The sequence below is a fragment of the Bilophila wadsworthia ATCC 49260 genome, assembly GCF_000701705.1.
GTDB lineage: Bacteria > Desulfobacterota > Desulfovibrionia > Desulfovibrionales > Desulfovibrionaceae > Bilophila > Bilophila wadsworthia.
Genome location: NZ_JNJP01000068.1, coordinates 1 through 19,527, shown reverse-complemented (window position 1 = coordinate 19,527; position 19,527 = coordinate 1). Strand labels below are relative to the sequence as shown.

Genomic DNA, 19,527 nt, shown 5'->3' with positions numbered 1-19,527 from the left:
GAAGGAAGCCCTTCTCCAGAAGGGTTCCTTCTCCCCTCCCCCGCTTTCCCCTTCCTCATCAGGAGCCACGCCATGAGCCGGAAACTTGCGGTCATCGCCATTGGGGGCAACTCCCTCATCAAGCACCGCGACAAGCAAAGCGTCGAAGACCAGTACCTCGCGCTGTGCGAGACGATGGAACACATCGCCGACGTCATCCAACAGGGCTGGCAGGTGCTGATTACCCACGGCAACGGTCCGCAGGTGGGCTTCATCATGCTGCGCTCGGAAATCGCCCGCGCGGTCGCGGGGATGCACATCGTCCCGCTGGTAAGCTGCGTCGCGGACACGCAAGGCGCCATCGGCTACCAGATCCAGCAATCGCTCGACAACGTGCTCAAGCGGCGCGGCCTTACGGACAAGACGGGACGGACGGTTTCGCTGGTCACACAGGTCCGCGTGGACATCGCCGATCCCGGTTTCAGCGATCCAGACAAGTTCGTGGGCGAATTCTACGCCGAGGATCAGCTCGCGGAGCTGCACCAACAGCATCCCGACTGGATACTCAAGCCGGACGCCAACCGCGGCTGGCGGCGCGTGGTCCCTTCGCCCAAGCCTTGCGAAATCATTGAACTGGACGCCATAAAGAACCTGCTCGACTCCGGGTTCAACGTCGTCGCCGTGGGCGGTGGGGGCATCCCGGTGGTCCGTATGCCCGAAGGGCTCTTCGGGGTGGACGCGGTCATAGACAAGGATCTCGCCTCGTCCCTGCTGGCGACGCAGCTCGGCGCGGACATGCTCGCCATCTCCACGGGCGTCGAAAGCGTCGCGCTCAACTATGGAACCCCTATGCAGCGCCCGCTGCACAACGTCCCCGTCTCCGAAATGGAACGCTATCTCGCCGAGGGGCACTTCCCCGCCGGAAGCATGGGCCCCAAAATCAAGGCCGCCGTGGACTTCATCCGCAACGGCGGCTCGGAAGTCGTCATCACCAGTCCCGAATATCTCAACGCCGCGCTCACGAAGGGAGCGGGCACACATATTACCAAAGAGTAACAGGAGTACCTCATGGACAAGATCCGCATCCGCAAACTGATCAGCAACCTCGCCAAGCGCGATTACCGCCGCATGTACATGAACGACTTCTTCCTGACGTGGGAGAAGACCGACGACGAAATCGCCGCGACCTTCCTTGTGGCGGAAATCCTGCGCGGCCTGCGGGAAGCCAACATCTCTTGCCGGATGTTCGATTCCGGGCTCGGCATCTCCCTGTTCCGCGACAACTCCACGCGTACCCGGTTCAGCTTCGCCAGCGCCTGCAACCTGCTCGGCCTTGAAGTGCAGGATCTCGACGAAGGCAAATCGCAGATTGCCCACGGCGAAACCGTGCGCGAAACCGCGAACATGATTTCCTTCATGGCCGACGTCATCGGCATACGCGACGACATGTACATCGGCAAGGGCAACGCCTACATGCACACGGTTTCCGAAGCGGTGCAGGAAGGCTACCGCGATGGCGTGCTGGAACAGCGGCCCACGCTGGTCAACCTCCAGTGCGACATCGACCACCCCACCCAGTGCATGGCTGACATGCTGCACATCATCAACCATTTCGGAGGAGTGGAAAAGCTCAAGGGCAAGAAGATCGCCATGAGCTGGGCCTATTCGCCCTCCTACGGCAAACCCCTCTCCGTGCCGCAGGGCGTCATCGGCCTGATGACCCGTTTCGGCATGGACGTCGTGCTGGCGCATCCCGAAGGCTATGAAGTCATGGGCGGCGTCGAGGAGGTGGCCCGCCGCAACGCCGCCGCAACCGGCGGTTCGTTTGCGAGGACGAACGACATGGCCGAAGCCTTCGCAGGCGCGGACATCGTGTACCCCAAGAGCTGGGCGCCCTTCGCGGCCATGCAGCAGCGTACCGATCTCTACGGCGCGGGCGACATGGACGGCATCAAGAAGCTCGAAAAGGAACTGCTGGCCCAGAACGCCAACCATAAGGATTGGGAGTGCACTGAGGCGCTGATGGCCTCCACCCGCAATGGCGAAGCGCTGTACATGCACTGCCTGCCCGCCGATATTTCCGGCGTATCCTGCGCCGAGGGTGAAGTAGCCGCCAGCGTGTTCGACCGCTACCGCGTGCCGCTGTACAAGGAAGCCAGCTACAAGCCCTATATCATCGCCGCGATGATCACCCTCGCCCGCAAGCGCAACCCTGCGGATCTGCTCCTCGATCTGCTCGAAAAGGGCGGTCAGCGTTGCTTGTAAGGGAAGAATGAAGGCACGGGAGAGGGAACTTCTTGAAAAAGCCCCTCCCCCGGACCTGCCAGAGCGGCTCGCTCCCCTCCCGCAAAACTTTGACTGGCAGGGAGGCCGCGAACGGGAGTTCCGTTGTATGGAAAGGAACGTGGAAAGAACAATGAACAAGCTGTCACGGCGTCACAACCCGCCCCTGAAAAGTTTCACTTTGCGGAGTGCGGACAAAGCCGTATAAACCATAAGTAGAAAGAAAACTCCCGATGTGTCTCCTCCCCGCCAGTCAAAAGCTTTTGGAGTGGAGGGGGCGCGGGAAGGGAAGCGTTCTTCAGAAGGTTCCCCCCCCCGCACAATCCAGTGCCTTGCAGGAGAGATGCCATGATCGCGTTCAGACTCAACGGGCAGGCCACGACGTATGACGGCGATCCAGCCGTTTCGCTCCTTTCCTATCTCCGCAATGACCGCCACCTCACGGCGGCCAAGGACGGCTGCTCCGGTCAGGCGGCCTGCGGAGCCTGCCTTGTGGAACTGAACGGCAAGGCGTGCCTCGCCTGCTCCACCCCCATGAGCAAGGTAACCGACGGCGACGTTGTCACACTCGAAGGCCTGCCGGAAACGCTCAGGCGGACGCTCGGCATGGCGTTCGTCAACCGGGGAGCCGTGCAGTGCGGTTTCTGTACTCCCGGTTTCCTCATGCGGGCCAAGGTACTCCTGCAAACCAATCCAAACCCCACCCGGGAAGAAGTCGTCAAGGCCGTCCGCCCGCATCTGTGCCGCTGTACCGGCTACGTCAAGCTTGTGGACGCCATCCTCGATGCCGCAACATTATTACCGGAAGGGAACATTCCCGAACCCGACGACAACCCGCGCCTCGGATCGGGCTGGCCCAAGTATGGCGGCTACGAACGGGCTGTCGGAACCCGCCCCTTCGTCAACGACATTGACGCGCCCGGCATGGCGCACGGAGCCATCGTCTTCAGCGAGCATCCCCGGGCCCGCGTGCTTGCCATCCATACGGATGAAGCGGCGGACATGCCCGGCGTCGTCCGCATCCTGACCGCCGACGACATCCCCGGCGAGCGTGTGCTCGGCCTTTACGCCAAGGACTGGCCCGTCTATATCAAGGTTGGCGAAGTCACCCGTTACATCGGCGACGCGTTGGCCTGCGTGGTCGCGGAAACCGAGGCCGAAGCCCGTGCTGCGGCGGCCTGCGTCAAGGTCGATTATGAGGTTCTGACGCCGCTCCTCGACATGGAGGAGGCGGAAACCTCGCCCATCCATATCCACGAAAACGGCAATATCCTGCTCGACAAGACCATCCGGCGCGGTGAGCCCGTGGACGAGGCATTGGCCCGCTGCGCCTTCACCGCCGAGGCCACGTATCGGACCCAGGCGGTCGAGCACGCCTTCATCGAGCCCGAAGCGACGCTGGCCGTTCCCGAAGCGGGCGGGGTACGCCTCTATGTCCAGTCGCAAGGTATCTGGCACGACAAGACCGACATAGCCGCCCTGCTCCATGTCCCCACGCCCAAGGTCACGGTTACGCTGGCCGACTCCGGCGGCGCATTCGGCGGCAAGGAGGACTTCACCTGCCAGCCCCATGCCGCGCTCGCCGCGTATCTGCTTGGGCGTCCGGTCAAGGTCCGGCTCTCCCGGCCCGAATCCATCCGTATGCACCCCAAGCGCCACGGCATGAAGCTCCATTACGTCATCGGCTGCGACGAAAAGGGAATCCTGCAGGCCGCCAAGGTCCGCATCATCGCGGATACCGGCGCGTACGCCTCGGCGGGCGGCCCGGTCGTCACCCGTACCGGCACCCATGCCACCAGCGCCTACCACATCCCCTCCGTGGACGTGCATGTGAAGGCGGTATTCACGAATAACCTTCCGGCGGGCGCGTTCCGGGGGTTCGGGGTCAACCAGTCGAATTTCGCTATGGAATGCCTCATCGACGAGCTGTGCGAAAAGGGGGGCTTCGACCGCTGGCAATTCCGCTATGACAACGCCGTGGCCCCGGGCCGCATGGTCACCACCGGGCAGGTGCTCGGCGAAGGCACGGCCCTGCGCGAAACCCTGCTCGCGGTACGCGACGCCTTCCGCAGCCACCCCCGGGCGGGCATCGCCTGTGCCATCAAGAATTCCGGCATCGGCAACGGCATCCCCGAACCCTGCGATTGTTACCTTGAAGTACACCCGGCTCCGGAACAACCGGCGGGCGCGCGGCTTGTCCTGCATCATGGCTGGACGGAGATGGGACAGGGCATCAACACGGTAGCCCGGCAGATGCTGTGCGAGGTGGCGGAACTCGGCCCTGATGTTGCCATCGACATTACCGCGTCCACCGAATACGGGGCCTTTGCGGGCAGCACCACCGCCAGCCGGGGCACGTTCCAGCTCGGTCACGCCGTGGTCAACGCCGCCCGGCAGCTTCGCGGCGATCTGAACAAGTACGGCGGACGGCTCGACCGTCTCGTGGGCCGTTTCTACAAGGGGCACTACGACTCGGCGGGACAGACTTCCGGGCAGGGCGCGCCGGGTGAAATCCGCAACCACGTTTCCTACAGCTTTGCCACGCATGTGGTATTCATGGACGAGGAAAGCGGGATCGAAAAGATCATCGCCGCGCACGACTCGGGCCGCGTCGTCAACCGCCCGCTCTACGAAGGGCAGGTACAGGGCGGCGTGGTCATGGGCATGGGCTATGCGCTGACCGAAAGCATCCCGGTCAAGGGCGGCTATCTGACCTCCGGCAAGCTCAACGCCTGCGGACTTCTCCGCTCGGTGGACGTGCCGGAAATAGAGGTCATCGCCGTGGAAGTCCCCGATCCCGAGGGGCCGTGCGGGGCCAAGGGCATCGGGGAAATCGCCTGCATTCCCACCGCGCCCGCCATCGTCAACGCCCTGTATCTTGTGGACGGCGTGAGAAGGCGGGAACTGCCCGTGCGCAAGAAGAGGTAGCGCTTCCGACGGGCAAGGGGCTGCCGTCCCCTCCCTTGATTATCCATCATATCCCCTACTCCCAAAGGAGCCGACAATGAGCCTGTACCTGCGCAACGCCACATGGATCGACCCGGAAACATTCAAGGCGACGACCACGACGATCAAAGTCGAAGAAGGCCCGTCCGGCGGGATGGCGCTTGACGCCCACGCCCCTGTGGAGTGTCCGCCGGAAGACACCGTACTGGACTGCACGGGCCGCCTCGTCACGCCCTCCTTCGGCTGCGGGCACCACCATATCTACTCGGCCCTCGCACGCGGTATGCCTCCCGCACCCAAGGCGCCGGCGAACTTCCTTGAGGTGCTCGAATACGTCTGGTGGCGCATGGACAAAAAGCTCGATCACGACATGATCGAGGCCAGCGCTCTTGTTACCGGCCTGTATTGTGCCAAGAACGGCGTAACTTTCGTCATCGATCACCATGCCTCGCCCTTCCATCCGGACGGCAGCCTCGAAACCATCGCCAAGGCGCTGGATCGCGTGGGCCTCGGACACCTGCTCTGCTATGAAATCTCCTGCCGCGATGGAGAGGAGATCAAGGAAAAGGGACTCGATGAAACCGACGCCTTCCTGTCCTCCGGGCGCAAGGGCCACGTCGGGCTGCACGCTTCCTTCACGGTGGACGACGACCTGCTCGGGCGCGCCGTGGATCTCGCCCGCAAGCACAAGACGGGCGTGCACATCCACGTCGCCGAAGGCATCGAGGATCAGGAACACTGCGCCCGTACCTACGGCAAGAGCGTCGTGCGCCGCCTCTCGGACGCGGGCGTGCTTGATCTGCCTCTGTCCATCCTCGGGCATTGCGTCCATCTCGATGCGGAAGAGCGCGACCTTATCCGCACTTCTCCCTGCTGGGTCGTGCAGAACACCGAAAGCAACCTCAACAACAACGTCGGGCTCGGACGCTACAACGATTTCCCCCGCGTCATGCTCGGCACGGACGGTATGCACAGCGACATGATCCGCAGCGCGCAATCCTCCTACTTCATCGCCGGGCTCGCCGAAGGCGGCATGTCCCCCCTGGCGGCCTACCAGCGCCTCCGCGCCGTACACGCGCACATCCAAGGCCACAATGCGCCGGGCGGCGGGGCGAACAATCTGGTCATCCTCAACTACGATTCCCCCACGCCGCTGACGCAGGACAACTTCCCCGGGCACTTCTGTTATGCCTTCGACGCCCGCAACGTGGAGTCCGTCATCAGCCAAGGTAGGCTCATCGTGGATCACGGCAGGCTCGCCAGCATGGATGAGGCCGACATCCTCGCCTACGCCAACGAGCAGGCCCGCCGCCTCTGGGCCCTGCTGTAATCCATCAACAGGGAAACAGGCTCACCATGCGTATGCTTATTACCGGCGGGCTGGTCGCACGCGCGGACGGCGTCTTCAACACGGACATCCTGATTGAAGGCGACCGGATTCTGGAACTCGGCGAACGGCTGCACGAGGCCCAGCAGCCTGAAGGAACGGAAATCGTGGACGTGTCCGGCTGCGTGGTCATGCCCGGCGGAGTCGACGCCCATACCCACGTCAACCTGACGGTGGGCGACGCGCACGTCTCCGACGGTTTCGAAGCCGGAACGCTGGCGGCGGCATGGGGCGGCACCACGACCATCGTGGAACACCCGGGCTTCGGCCCGCAGGGATGCGATCTGCCCCATCAGCCCACCGCGTATCTGGAGCAGGCGGATGGCCGCTGCCACACGGACTACGCCTTGCACGGTGTGTTCCAGCATGTGGACGACGCCGTCCTTGCCCGGATTCCCGAGGTCGTGGCGCAGGGATTTCCCACGCTCAAGGCCTACACCACCTATGACGGCAGGCTGGATGACGAAGGGCTGCTGCAGGTTCTCGCCGCGCTCAGGGATGCGGGCGGCCTGCTCGCCGTCCATTGCGAAAACCACGCCATCACCCGTTTTCTGGGGGACAAACTGCGCCGCGAAGCGCCGCGCGATCCCATGAGCCATCCCCGGAGCCGCCCGGCCCGGTGCGAGGCTGAAGCCGTCAACCGGATTCTGAAACTGGCGAAAACGGCGGAAGCGCCCGTGTACATCGTGCACCTGTCCACGGCGGAAGGCCTGGCCTGCGTCCGCGAGGCGCAGAAGGCCGGACAGCCGGTCATTGCGGAAACCTGCCCGCAGTACCTTCTGCTCGACGAATCCGCCTATGCCGAACGGGACGGCCTCAAGTACATCATGGCCCCGCCCCTGCGGACGGAAGCGGATCGCGCCGCGCTCTGGGAGGGCCTTGCGGACGGCAGCATCTCGGTTGCCGCTACCGATCACTGTTCCTTCTCGCTGGCCCAGAAACGGGAACGCGGGAAAGAAAGCGTGCTGGATTGTCCCGGCGGCGTTCCCGGAGTCGAAACGCGCATCCCTCTGCTGTTCAGCGAAGGCGTGCTGCACGGGCGTCTGACGCTGCCGCGTTTCGTGGACGTGGTGTCCACGTCTCCGGCCCGGCTCATGGGGCTTGCCTCCAAGGGGCGCCTCGAACCCGGCGCGGACGCGGACATTGTGGTCATCGATCCCACGGATGAGCGGCTGATCAAAACCCGGAATCTTCATCAAAAAGCGGACTGCACCCCGTATGAGGGCATGGTCGTGCGCGGCTGGCCCCGCCATGTCTGGCTGCGCGGCGAACCTATCATTTTCGGCAGGCAGCTCTCCGGGTATGCAGGACAGGGAAGGTTCGTTCCGAGGACGCTCTAGGACCATTTCAAAATGAAAAGGCTCCGCCACACACAGGTGCGGGCGACGCGCGAAAAGCCCCTCCTCCCCAATGCCCATTCCTCTCCAGTTTCCACATACTTCCAAGGAGACGCATATATGCATACCGATCGATTCACACCGCTGGACGCCGCAACGCTGCTCTGCTGGATGCAGCACGACCTGCCGAACAAACAACTGTTCGGCATCGACCGGGAGCTTTTCTTTATGCCGAAGCCGGATGATCCGTTCCGCATGGAACGTTACGGCAAGGTGCTGGAAACCCCTCTCGGCGTGGCCGCCGGTCCGCATACGCAGCTTGCCCAGAACATCCTGTCCGCGTGGCTGTGCGGCGCTCGGTATATCGAACTCAAGACCGTGCAGGTGCTCGACGAGCTGAACGTCGCCAAGCCCTGCATCGACATGGCCGACGAGGGCTACAACTGCGAATGGTCGCAGGAGCTGAAGCTTGATCAGTCCTTCGAGGAGTACCTCAAGGCTTTCGTGCTGCTGTATGTGCTGCGCGACATGCTCAACCTGCCCGTGGAGGCCGAACCCGGCAAGGGGCCCGGCTTCATCTTCAACATGAGCGCAGGATACAACCTTGAGGGCATCAAGAGCTCAGCCGTGCAGCGTTTTCTCGACCGTATGGAAAACGCGGAGGAAGACGTGAAGCGGATCAAGGCCGGGCTGGCCCCGCTCTACCCCGCCATCGAGAAGATGCCCATTCCGGCCCGCCTCTCCGATAACCTGACGGTCTCCACCATGCACGGCTGCCCGCCCGACGAAGTGGAAAGCATCGGCCGCTATTTCATCACCGAACGCAAGTACAACACGACCATCAAGCTGAACCCCACCCTGCTCGGCCCAGAACGCCTGCGCGACATCCTGAATACGCAGCTCGGCTATGACGTATGCGTTCCCGACGAAGCCTTCGGGCACGACCTCAAATACAACGACGGCGTGGCCATCATCCGCAACCTCGCCGCAGCCGCCGAAACGGCGGGCGTAGCCTTCGGGCTCAAGCTGACCAACACGCTCGAAACCGCCAACGAAAAGCAGAACCTGCCCCGCAGCGAGGGCATGGTTTACATGAGCGGCAGATCCCTGCACCCCATCAGCATCAACCTCGCCGAACGCCTCCAGCAGGAATTCGACGGGAAGCTGGACATCGCCTTCTCCGCCGGGGTGGATACGTTCAACGTGGCGGACACGTTGGCTTGCGGCCTCCGTCCGATCACCATGTCCTCCGACATCCTCAAGCCCGGCGGTTACGGGCGGCTGCACCAGTACCTCGACACGCTGCGTGCCGAGATGCGCAAGGCCGGGGCCCACACCATAGCCGAATGGGAGAAGAGCCGATCGCCGATCGCCGGCAATCCCGGTTTCGCCAACCTCGTCAGCTATGCGGCGGCTGTCCTCGGCAAGCACAGCCGGTACCACAAGGAACGGTTCCCCTACGTTTCGGTCAAGACAGAGCGCCCGCTCCCGCGCTTCGACTGCGCCGCCGCACCCTGCATGTCGGGCTGTCCGGCGGAACAGGACATTCCCCGGTATCTCGACGCCGTGGCCCGGGGCGATTTCGAGCTGGCGTGGCGGGTCATCACCGCCACCAATCCGTTCCCGAACGTTCAGGGCATGGCCTGCAACCATCAGTGCCAGAGCCGGTGTACCCGCATCAATTACGACAAGCCGCTCATGATCCGCGAGGTCAAGCGCTTCGTGGCCGAAAAAATGGCCGAAGCCGCTTCCGGCGTTCCCGCCGCCCAAACCGGGAAGCGCGCCGCCGTCATCGGGGCGGGCCCGGCCGGGCTGTCCTGCGCCCGCTTCCTCGCCGCACAGGGCGTGGAGGTGCACCTGTACGAAGAAAAGCCGGTGCTCGGCGGCATGGCGGGCGACGCGATCCCCGCCTTCCGCCTGACCGGAGACAGCCTGCGCCGCGACATCGACGCCATCCTCAAGCTGGGCGTGCGGCTCCATAAGGATACGCCCGTGGACGCCGCCCTGTTCGACACGCTGGCCGAGGAAAACGACGCCGTCTATATCGCGGTGGGCGCGCAGGAAAGCCTGCCCCTCGGCATCCCCGGCGAAGATGCCGCCGGGGTTCTGGATCAGCTTTCGTTCCTCTCCGCCGTACGCCGATGCGAGCCCACGGGCATCGGCTCCTACGCCGTCGTCATCGGGGCGGGGAATTCCGCAATGGACTGCGCCCGTGCCGCCAGACGTCTCGTGGGGGAAAACGGCAGCGTGACCATCGCCTACCGCCGCACCCGCAAGGAAATGCCCGCTGACATCGAAGAAATCGAAGCCGCTCTGGACGAAGGCGTGCGCATCGTGGAACTGTGTGCCCCTGAGGAAGTCCTTGCCGATGGAGGCCGTGTTTCCGGCCTGTGCTGCCGCCGGATGCGGCTGGTCCCCGATCCCGACGGCGGGCGTCCCCGCCCCGTTCCCACGGATGAAACCTTCACGCTGGGCGCGGATACGCTCATCGTGTCCATCGGGCAGCGGGTGAAGGCCGGCTTCCTGCCCGACGCAATGACGCTCAAGGCCGATCCCCATACCAGCCAGACATCGCTGCCGAACGTGTTCGCGGGCGGCGACGCCGTGCGCGGCGCGGCGACCCTGATCAACGCCGTGGCCGACGGACGCCACGCCGCCGAAACCATCCTTGCCCGCCTCGGCCTGTCCGCACAGGCGGCCACAGCCACGCCGTCCGACGAGCGGAGGCCGGATCTCGACGGATTGTGCATCCGGCAGGCCACCCGCGTCATGGGTCTGGCCCTGCCGGAACGCAGCCCGGAAGACAGGCTGGATTTCGATCCCGCCATCCGTACCCTCACCGAAGAGGAGGCTATGGACGAATCCCGCCGTTGCCTCCAGTGCGATCTGGTCTGCAACGTCTGCACCACGGTCTGCCCCAACCGGGCCAACGTTGCCCTGCTCTCCCTGCCCATGCCGCATCCCGTGCAGGTTGCGGTGCGCGACGGCGACGGCGTGCGCGTGGAAACGCTCTCCAACCGGCGGCTCGAACAAAGTTACCAGATAGTCAACATTGCCGACGCCTGTAACGAATGCGGCAACTGCGCCACCTTCTGCCCATCGGCGGGTGCGCCGTACCGGGACAAGCCCCGTATCCACCTGTCCCGCGAATCCTTCGACAACGCGCCGGACGGCTACCGACTCGCCAGTCCGGCGCGGCTGGAAGGCAAGCGCGGCGGCAAGGCCTTCTCGCTGGCTGCGGAAAAGGACGGCTTCGTCTTCGAAAGCGATGCCCTCATCGCCCATCTCGACGGCGGAACCCTCTGCGCCACCAAGGTTACGCTGAACGGCGACGTCAACGAGGCCGCCCTGTCCGGCGCGGTGGAGGCCGCCACCCTCTTCCGCCTGTTGGCCCGCAAGCAGCCTTTCGCCGGGCCGAAGCACAAATAGGCTCCTCCACAGGCCCGCGGCATCCGGGGATCCGCTCCTCCCCCCGGATGCCGCGGGTTCTTCCGCATTATGGCCCCCGTCACCCGCAAACCGCTTGCCCCGGCACTGCATCGGCTAAAAAATCCACCCGGCACAAAGAAAAATTTATAGATTCAACAATATGTTTTTATTGATTCTTCTTGTTTCTACAACGAACACGATATGAAATGGCCACGAACGCTGCCGACCGGAACCCAAGGTATAGTTGTGTCATCATGCCACTGCGTATATAGTTCAGAGAAAACCCCTTCTTCGGGCAGCAGGAGTTGCAGCATGTACCAATACCAACAGTTCGCCATTCTTCTCCGCGGCGGCGGGGACATCGCCACGGGCATCGCGCTCAGGCTCTATCGTTCCGGCTTCCGGCGCCTGATCATTCTGGAAACGGCGCATCCGATGGCCGTAAGGCGCAGGGTGGCCTTTTCCGAAGCCGTCTATGAGGGCCTTTGCACGGTGGAAGGCATTACGGCGGCCCTCGCTCCCCGGCCCGAAGAAATCGCCCCGCTCTGGGACGCCGGCTGCATCCCGGTCATGGTCGATCCGCAGGGCGTCACCATCCCCCGCCTCCGCCCCGAAGTCGTCATTGAAGCCACGCTCGCCAAACGGAACGTCGGCGTCGGCATCACCGACGCGCCTCTCGTCATCGGCGTGGGGCCCGGCTTCACCGTGGGCGAAAATGTCCACTGCATCGTCGAAACCAACCGGGGGCACAACCTCGGACGGGTCCTCTACTCCGGCAGCGCGGAGCCCGATACCGGCATTCCCGGCGACATCGTGGGCATGACCACCGAGCGCGTGCTGCGCGCTCCGCAGACCGGCATCTTTCTCAGCCGCCACGACATCGGAGACCACGTCAAGGCCGGCGATGTCGTCGCCACCGTTGAGGCCAACGGCGTATCCAAGGAAATCCGCACTGTTATCAGCGGCGTTATCCGTGGCCTTTTGCGCTCGGGAACGCCCGTTACGGATCGAATCAAAGTCGGCGACGTGGATCCGCGCGACAACACGGCTTGCCACCACGTCTCGGACAAGGCCTTTGCCATCGGCGGCGGCATACTGGAAGCCATCCTCGGACGCTTCAACCGCCCCTGCTACATCCGCAGGGGCATCCTCCACTGCCCTGTGGACAAGAACGTGCCCACAGCGTAAACAACGCCACAAGCGAACCATTTCACACCAGAAGAACAGGAGAAGCGGCATGGCAATCGGACAATCCAAACAACGGCTGGATGCCGAAGCCAAAGTGACGGGGCGGGCCCGGTATACCGACGATATGGGCCTGCCGGGTATGCGGCACGCCGCCTATGTGCACAGCACCATCGCCCACGGCATGGTCCTTTCCATCGATGCCTCGGAAGCGCTGGCCCTGCCCGGCGTCGAGGCCGTCTTCACCGCCGATGACGTGCCGGGCTTCCTCTTTCCCACAGCCGGACATCCCTACTCCATGGACCCGTCGCACGGAGACGTGGCCGACCGCCTTCTGCTGACCAAGCACGTCCGCTATTACGGCGACGAAGTGGCCGTGGTCGTGGCCCGCGACGGCCTCACCGCCCGCAAGGCCGCCCATCTGGTCAAAGTCGAATATGAGCCCCTCCCGGTCATGACCTCGGCGGAAACGGCGCTGGCTCCCGGTGCGCCCGTGCTCCAGCCCTCCGTGAATCCCGACGGCAACCTGCTCAAGCAGCACACCCTCGAATGCAACGGCACGCTCGACGAAGCCCTTGCGGCCGCCGACGTGGTGGTTGAGGGCGCCTACCGCACGCCGACCATGCAGCATTGCCATCTGGAAAACCAGACGGCCTACGCCTACATGGACGACATGCGGCATATCGTGATCGTCAGCTCCACGCAGATCCCGCACATCTGCCGCCGCGTGGTCGGGCAGGCGCTCGGCATCCCGTGGTCGTCCGTCCGGGTCATCAAGCCTTATATCGGCGGCGGGTTCGGCAACAAACAGGATGTGGTGCTGGAGCCCATCGTGGCCTTCCTGACCATGAAGCTCGACGGCGCGCCCGTGAGCATGGAATTGACCCGTGAGGAATGTATGCTCTGCACCCGCGTGCGCCACGCCTTTGCCATGACGGCGCGGGCCGGGGCCACAAAGGACGGCAAGCTCCTCGGCTACGGCCTCGACGTGCTCTCCAACACCGGGGCCTACGCCTCGCACGGGCACTCCATCGCGGCGGCGGGCGGTTCCAAGGTCTGCTACGTCTACCCGCACGCCACGTACCGTTTTTCAGCCAAGACCTTTTACAGCAATATCCCCGTAGGCGGGGCCTGCCGGGGCTACGGCTCTCCCCAGACCGCCTATGCCATCGAATGCCTCATGGACGATACGGCCCGCGCGCTCGGCATGGACCCGCTGGATTTCCGCCTGAAGAACACCGGGCGCAACGGCGACATCTCTCCGCTCAACGGCAAGCCGGTCGCCACGCTCGGCATCAGCGACTGCCTTGAGGAAGGCCGCAAAAAGTTCCGGTGGGACGAACGCAAGGCCGCCTGTAAAGCCTTCAATGAAGAAGCCGTCCGCACGGGCAGCCCGTTGCGGCGCGGGGTCGGCGTGTCCGCGTTCAGCTATGGTTCGGGGACCTATCCTGCCAATGTGGAACCGGGCAGCGCCCGCCTCATCCTGAATCAGGACGGCACGGTGAACCTCATGACCGGGGCGACGGAAATCGGACAGGGCGCGGACACCGCCTTTGCCCAGATGGTTTCGGAAACGCTCGGCGTCGCTTATGAAAACATCCACGTCATCTCCACGCAGGACACGGACATCACGCCGTGGGATCCCGGGGCCTACGCCTCCCGCCAGACCTACACCTGCGCCCCCGCCGTGCACGCCGTCGCGGACGGGCTGCGCCGGAAGCTCCTCGGCTATGCCGCCGAAATGACCGGGCACACGCCCGCCGCCCTGACCATCGCGCCGACCGCGCAGGGCGATGCCGTAGTCTTTGTCCGCAACCCCGAAAGCGTCGTGGTCACGCTGCACGATTTGGCGATGGATTCTTTCTACAACAAGGATCGCGGCGGACAGCTCTCCGCAGAGGTATCCTTCAAGACGCGCCAGAATCCCCCCTCCTTCGGCGGCTGCTTTGCCGAAGTGGAAGTGGATATCGATCTGTGCAAGGTCCGCATCACGCACATCCTGAACGTGCACGACGCCGGGGTGATCATCAATCCCGCGCTCGCCACGGCGCAGGTGCACGGCGGCATGGGCATGGGCATCGGCTGGGCGCTCTATGAGGAACTGCTCGTCGATCCCGCCACCGGGCGCGTGCACAACAACAATCTGTTGGACTACAAGTTCCCCACAACCTGCGACATTCCGGATCTGGACTGCGCGTTTGTGGAAACGCAGGAACCCTCAGGCGTATACGGCAACAAGTCGCTCGGCGAGCCGCCGCTCATCAGCCCGGCCCCGGCGCTCCGCAACGCCGTCCTCGACGCGACCGGCGTCGCCGTCAACGCCATCCCCATGACGCCGAAGCTGCTGTTCGAGGAATTCGTGAAGGCTGGATTGATTAAGGGATAGAAAACTATCGGGGAGGGGAGAATGCCCCGCTTGTCCCCTTTATGGGGATTCCGCAAAAAGGGGCCTTTTCCCCTCCCCGACCCCCTCCCCTCATCCACCAAAAATTTTCGTATGCGGGCTTCAGGACGGCGCTGTATGAAATGATGGGCCGACCGGGAAACAAACCCCGAGCAACATTTGAGCGAAGACGGTTCATTTGAAAAAGAGGATAGGGCTTTTTCCCGGCATATCCTTCCTGAACGCCTTCCGTGTCCCCTCCCCGCCAGTCGGCGTTTTGCGGGAGGGGGTCCGGGGGGGAGGTTTTTTTCAAAAAAACCCTCCCCCCCGGGTATCCTCAACCCAAAGGATCACCCATGTTCGATATACAATCCTACCAAAAAGCGGAGTCCGTGAGCGACGCCATCCGGCTGCTCGGAGAAGATCCCGAAGCCCGCCTCATCGCGGGCGGCACGGACGTGCTCATCAAGCTGCGGGAATTCGAAGGTTTCTCCCGGCTCGTGGACATCCATGACCTGCCCGAACTGAAACCCATCACCCGCGAGGCGGACGGCACCGTGCGCGTGGGTTCAGGGGCCAGCTTTACCGATCTTGAGGAATCCCCCATCATCCGCGAATGCATCCCCATGCTCGGGGAATCCGCCGCCAGCGTCGCCGGGCCGCAGATCCGCAACATGGGCACCATCGGCGGCAACCTCTGCAACGGGGCCGTCTCGGCGGACACCTGCGCACCCGTCCTCGCCCTGAACGGCTACCTCAATATCAGAGGAGCGGAGGGAGAACGGACCATACCCGCCCTCGGCTTCCATACCGGGCCCGGCAGGGTCGCCCTCAAGCGGGATGAAGTGCTCCTTTCCGTGGAGTTCCGGCCTGAAGACTGGCAGGGCTGGGGCGCAGCCTACCACAAATACGCCATGCGCGAAGCCATGGACATCGCCACCATCGGCTGCGCGGCGGCCGTCAGACTTGACGGGACGGTCATTTCGGGCATCCGGCTAGCCTATTCCGTATCCGCGCCGATCCCGGTGCGCTGCCCCAGCGCCGAAGCCGCCGCCCTGGGCCGTTCCGCGACGCCCGAAGCTCTGCCCGCCACCCTCGCCGCAATCAGCGCCGCCGTGGAAGCGGACGTGCAGCCCAGAACCTCGTGGCGCGCCAACCGGGATTTCCGTATGCACATCATCCGCACGCTGGCGGAACGCGTCATTGCCCGGTGCGTCGTCCGCGCCGTCGAACTTCAGGAGGCCGCCTCATGCTGAAAACCATACGCTGCACCGTCAACGGCAAGGCGCGGGAACTTTCCTTTGACGTCCGCGCCTCGCTGCTCGAAGTCCTGCGCGCCGAAGGCCTGACCAGCTCCAAACAAGGCTGCGGCGTGGGCGAATGCGGCGCGTGCACCGTGCTCGTCGACAATATCCCCGTGGATTCCTGTATTTTTCTCGCCGTCTGGGCGGACGGAAAAACGATCCGCACCGCCGAGGGCGAAGCCAAGGGCAACCGGCTTTCCCGCGTCCAGCAAGCCTATGTGGACGCCGGGGCCGTCCAGTGCGGCTTCTGCACGCCCGGCCTCGTCATGAGCAGTACGGCCTTCATCGAAAAACACAAGGGCCAGCCCGTTACCCGCGAGGAAATCCGCCGAGGGCACGCCGGGAACCTCTGCCGCTGCACGGGCTACGACGCCATCATCGCCGCCGTGGAAAGCTGCCTCAACGACACACCGCCGCAAAATACCTGTGCCTGTCTCCGCAAGCCGGACGGGCCATGCCACCATCATCAAAGCTGAGCAAAATCAGCCGTGTTTTTCAGCAGACTTGCCCTGTCCATGATTCCCATGTACAGGGGTTGTCTGTTTTAGGGGGAATCATCCGAAACCATTCAACCACCGGGGAACGCCCATGGCCCAGACAAAAGGCATACTGGAACGGGTTTTCAAGCTGAGCGAAAAAGGAACGACCGTCAAAACGGAAATCCTCGCCGGCCTGACCACCTTCGTCGCTATGGCTTACATCATTTTCGTCAATCCGAGCATCCTCGCGGACGCGGGTATCCCCAAGGAAGCCGCCATTGCAGCAACCGTCTGGTCCGCGGTCATCGGCAGCGCCGCCATGGGCCTCTGGGCCAATTTCCCTGTGGCCGTGGCCCCCGGCATGGGGTTGAACGCCTTCTTCGCCTACTACGTCTGCGGCGTCCTCGGCCTGCACTGGACCGTGGCCCTCGGTGCGGTGTTCTTCTCCGGCATCGTGTTCCTGCTGCTGACGGTTACGCACGTCCGCCAGCTGCTCATTGATGCCGTGCCCATGAACCTCAAGTATGCCATCGTCGTCGGCATCGGCATGTTCATCGCCTTCATCGGGCTCCAGAACGCGGGCATCGTGGTAAAGAACGACGCTACAGTAGTCGCCCTCGGCCATGTCACCCAACCCGGCCCGCTGCTGGCCTGTTGCGGCCTCATGCTCACGGCGGGGCTCATGGCCCGTAACGTCCAGGGGAGCCTGCTCATCGGCATCCTCGTGACCGCCGTGCTCGGCATGGTATTCGGCGTATCTCCGGCCCCTTCCGGGATCGACAGCGTTATGAGTTTCTCCCTCCCGAGCCTCGCCCCCACGCTCATGCAGCTCGACATCATGGGCGCGCTCAAGTACGGCATCATTTCGATCATCTTCACCTTCACCATCGTCGAGCTGTTCGACAACATGGGGACGCTCATCGGCCTCTCCCGCAAAGCCCGGCTGATGGATGACAAGGGCCACATCGAGAACCTCGACAAGGCGCTGGTCACCGACTCCGTCGGCACGGTGGTCAGCAGCTTCCTCGGTACGTCCACCGTCACCAGCTATGTGGAAAGCGCCGCGGGCATTTCGCAGGGCGGCCGCACCGGCCTGACCGCGTTGACCGTGGCGGTCCTGTTCGCCGCCTCTCTGGTGTTCGCCCCGCTCATCGGCCTTGTGCCCGCTTTCGCCACGGCTCCGGCGCTGCTCATCGTGGGCGCGCTCATGATGATGGAAGTGATGAACATCGACTTCAATGACTTTACCGAAGGCTTCCCGGCCTTCATGACCATCATCATGATGCCGCTGACCTACAGCATCGCCAGCGGTTTCGGGTTCGGCTTCGTCAGCTACGCCGCCGTGAAGCTCCTTTCCGGACGTGCCCGCGAAGTGAGCCTCTTCATGTGGATCATCACCGCCATGTTCGTCATCAACTTCGCCATGCGGAGTTAGGGACAAAAGGGATATTGGAGAGGGGGAGGGGGAAACTTTCTTCAGAAAGTTTCCCCCTCCCCCTCTCCAAACCTCTCCCCCTCCCTCTTCAAAGACTTTTGCGCTTATCGAATCCTTGTTGCCGGCCATACTGACGAGAAGTTTTTTCGTTGTTTGGGATAAGGTTCGGGAAGACAACCCGTTGCTTCGGCCCGGCGTCGTTTCCGTGAGCTGCGTTCCAAATTGCGCTTCACCTTGATCCGTCCGGCAAGAGCGTGTAGCATCATGCACCGTAAAACATATATGGCATGGCCTTGGGCCCTGCGGAAATGAATTTCCCATCACGAGGCGGTTCGCATGAAGCTGGAAAACGACATTGCCCAACATCTTGAACAGGGAGAATTTCTGGCGCTTGCCACGATCATCGATCGTTCCGGCTCCGCCCCGCGCCATGCGGGCGCGCAGATGCTGGTCACGCGGGACTTGTCCGTGATCGGGACCATCGGCGGCGGTCAGGTCGAATCGGACGTGCTGGCGGCGTGCCTGCCCGTCCGCAAGGGCGGAACCGCCCGCCTGATGCATTTCGACATGACCGGATTCACACCGGATGCCGACATGATCTGCGGCGGCATCGTGGATATCCTCGTGGAGCGGATCACGCCCGAGCAGCTTCCCTTTTTCCGTCAGGCAGCGGCTTGCCGCAGCCGGGCCGCCTTTGGGGTCTGGCTCGTGGATATTACCGATCCCGCCTCGCCTCAGCGCAGCTTCCACACGGACGCCCCGGCTCTGCCCGCCCCCGTTCTGGCGCAAGTCAGGAGCAACAGCGCGGCCTGCATCGATCTCGACGGCAGGCGCGTCTATGTCGAGCCTCTGATCCATCAGGGCGTCGTCGTACTCTGCGGCGGCGGGCACGTTTCCCTTGCCACGGGCAGGCTGGCCCATGAGGTCGGCTTTGAGGTCATTGCCGTCGACGACCGTGAGGAATACGCCTCTCCGACGCGTTTCCCCTTTGCCCGCGCCGTGCATGTCCTGCCTGAATTCAAAGGACTGGCTGAAGCCTGCGGCATCGGGCCGGAGCACTATATCGTCATTGCCACGCGCGGGCACAGCCACGACAGGGGATGCCTCTCTCAGGCCATGCACACGACGGCCCACTACGTCGGCATGATCGGAAGCAAGCGCAAGCGTGACGGCATCTACAGTTTTCTGCGCTCTGAAGGTTTTTCCGAAGATGATTTCGGGCGCGTCCACAGCCCCATCGGCCTCGAAATCGGTGCCGAAACACCCGAGGAAATCGCCGTATCCATCGTAGCCGAGCTCATCGCCGCCCGCAGGGGGTTGGTGTAGAAGAGAAGATTGGGAGGGGCGGGGAAACCTTTCTGGAGAAAGGTTTCCCCGCCC

At 63.6% G+C, this 19,527-nt stretch carries 12 protein-coding genes; all 12 read left to right on the top strand.

The genetic code is table 11. The features are described from left to right. The first annotated feature begins 72 nt into the window (after nt 1–72). The 12 genes from T370_RS0117000 (at nt 73) to T370_RS0116940 (ending at nt 19,473) form a co-directional block, all read left to right on the top strand. On the top strand, nt 73–1,035 hold the full coding sequence (locus tag T370_RS0117000; RefSeq protein WP_005028783.1) for a carbamate kinase: 963 nt from the start codon (nt 73–75) through the stop codon (nt 1,033–1,035). A 12-nt stretch (nt 1,036–1,047) separates the two neighbouring features. Next, nucleotides 1,048–2,244 (top strand): knotted carbamoyltransferase YgeW, encoded by a 1,197-nt coding sequence (gene ygeW / locus T370_RS0116995; RefSeq protein WP_005028782.1) that lies wholly within the window; start codon nt 1,048–1,050, stop codon nt 2,242–2,244. 366 nt (nt 2,245–2,610) lie between these two features. Next, nucleotides 2,611–5,190, top strand: a complete 2,580-nt coding sequence (gene xdh / locus T370_RS0116985; RefSeq protein WP_029436425.1) for a selenium-dependent xanthine dehydrogenase — start codon at nt 2,611–2,613, stop codon at nt 5,188–5,190. A gap of 76 nt (nt 5,191–5,266) precedes the next feature. Next, entirely contained in the window at nt 5,267–6,538 is a 1,272-nt protein-coding gene (locus T370_RS0116980; RefSeq protein WP_029436424.1) for an amidohydrolase family protein, read from the top strand. Nucleotides 6,539–6,564: 26 nt separating this feature from the next. After that, a complete protein-coding gene (hydA, locus tag T370_RS0116975; protein WP_029436423.1) occupies nt 6,565–7,935 on the top strand; it encodes a dihydropyrimidinase in 1,371 nt (456 codons plus the stop codon). 117 nt (nt 7,936–8,052) lie between these two features. Further along, nucleotides 8,053–11,361, top strand: a complete 3,309-nt coding sequence (gene ygfK, locus T370_RS0116970) for a putative selenate reductase subunit YgfK (protein WP_029436422.1) — start codon at nt 8,053–8,055, stop codon at nt 11,359–11,361. A gap of 312 nt (nt 11,362–11,673) precedes the next feature. Further along, nucleotides 11,674–12,549, top strand: a complete 876-nt coding sequence (yqeB, locus tag T370_RS0116965; RefSeq protein WP_005028777.1) for a selenium-dependent molybdenum cofactor biosynthesis protein YqeB — start codon at nt 11,674–11,676, stop codon at nt 12,547–12,549. A 49-nt stretch (nt 12,550–12,598) separates the two neighbouring features. After that, complete coding sequence (gene xdhA / locus T370_RS0116960; protein ID WP_029436420.1) at nt 12,599–14,932, top strand: xanthine dehydrogenase subunit XdhA; 2,334 nt, start codon at nt 12,599–12,601, stop codon at nt 14,930–14,932. Between the two features lie 353 nt (nt 14,933–15,285). Further along, complete coding sequence (xdhB, locus tag T370_RS0116955) at nt 15,286–16,185, top strand: xanthine dehydrogenase subunit XdhB (protein WP_005028775.1); 900 nt, start codon at nt 15,286–15,288, stop codon at nt 16,183–16,185. Then, nucleotides 16,179–16,709 (top strand): xanthine dehydrogenase iron sulfur-binding subunit XdhC, encoded by a 531-nt coding sequence (xdhC, locus tag T370_RS0116950; RefSeq protein WP_005028774.1) that lies wholly within the window; start codon nt 16,179–16,181, stop codon nt 16,707–16,709. Before xdhB ends, xdhC begins: the two co-directional genes overlap by 7 nt. Nucleotides 16,710–16,821: 112 nt before the next feature. Next, nucleotides 16,822–18,147, top strand: coding sequence for an NCS2 family permease (locus T370_RS0116945; RefSeq protein ID WP_005028773.1), 1,326 nt, complete (start codon nt 16,822–16,824; stop codon nt 18,145–18,147). Nucleotides 18,148–18,483: 336 nt separating this feature from the next. Next, the gene (locus tag T370_RS0116940) at nt 18,484–19,473 is read left to right on the top strand and encodes an XdhC family protein (RefSeq protein WP_029436419.1); all 990 of its coding nucleotides are present in this window, start codon (nt 18,484–18,486) and stop codon (nt 19,471–19,473) included. Nucleotides 19,474–19,527: the final 54 nt, after the last annotated feature.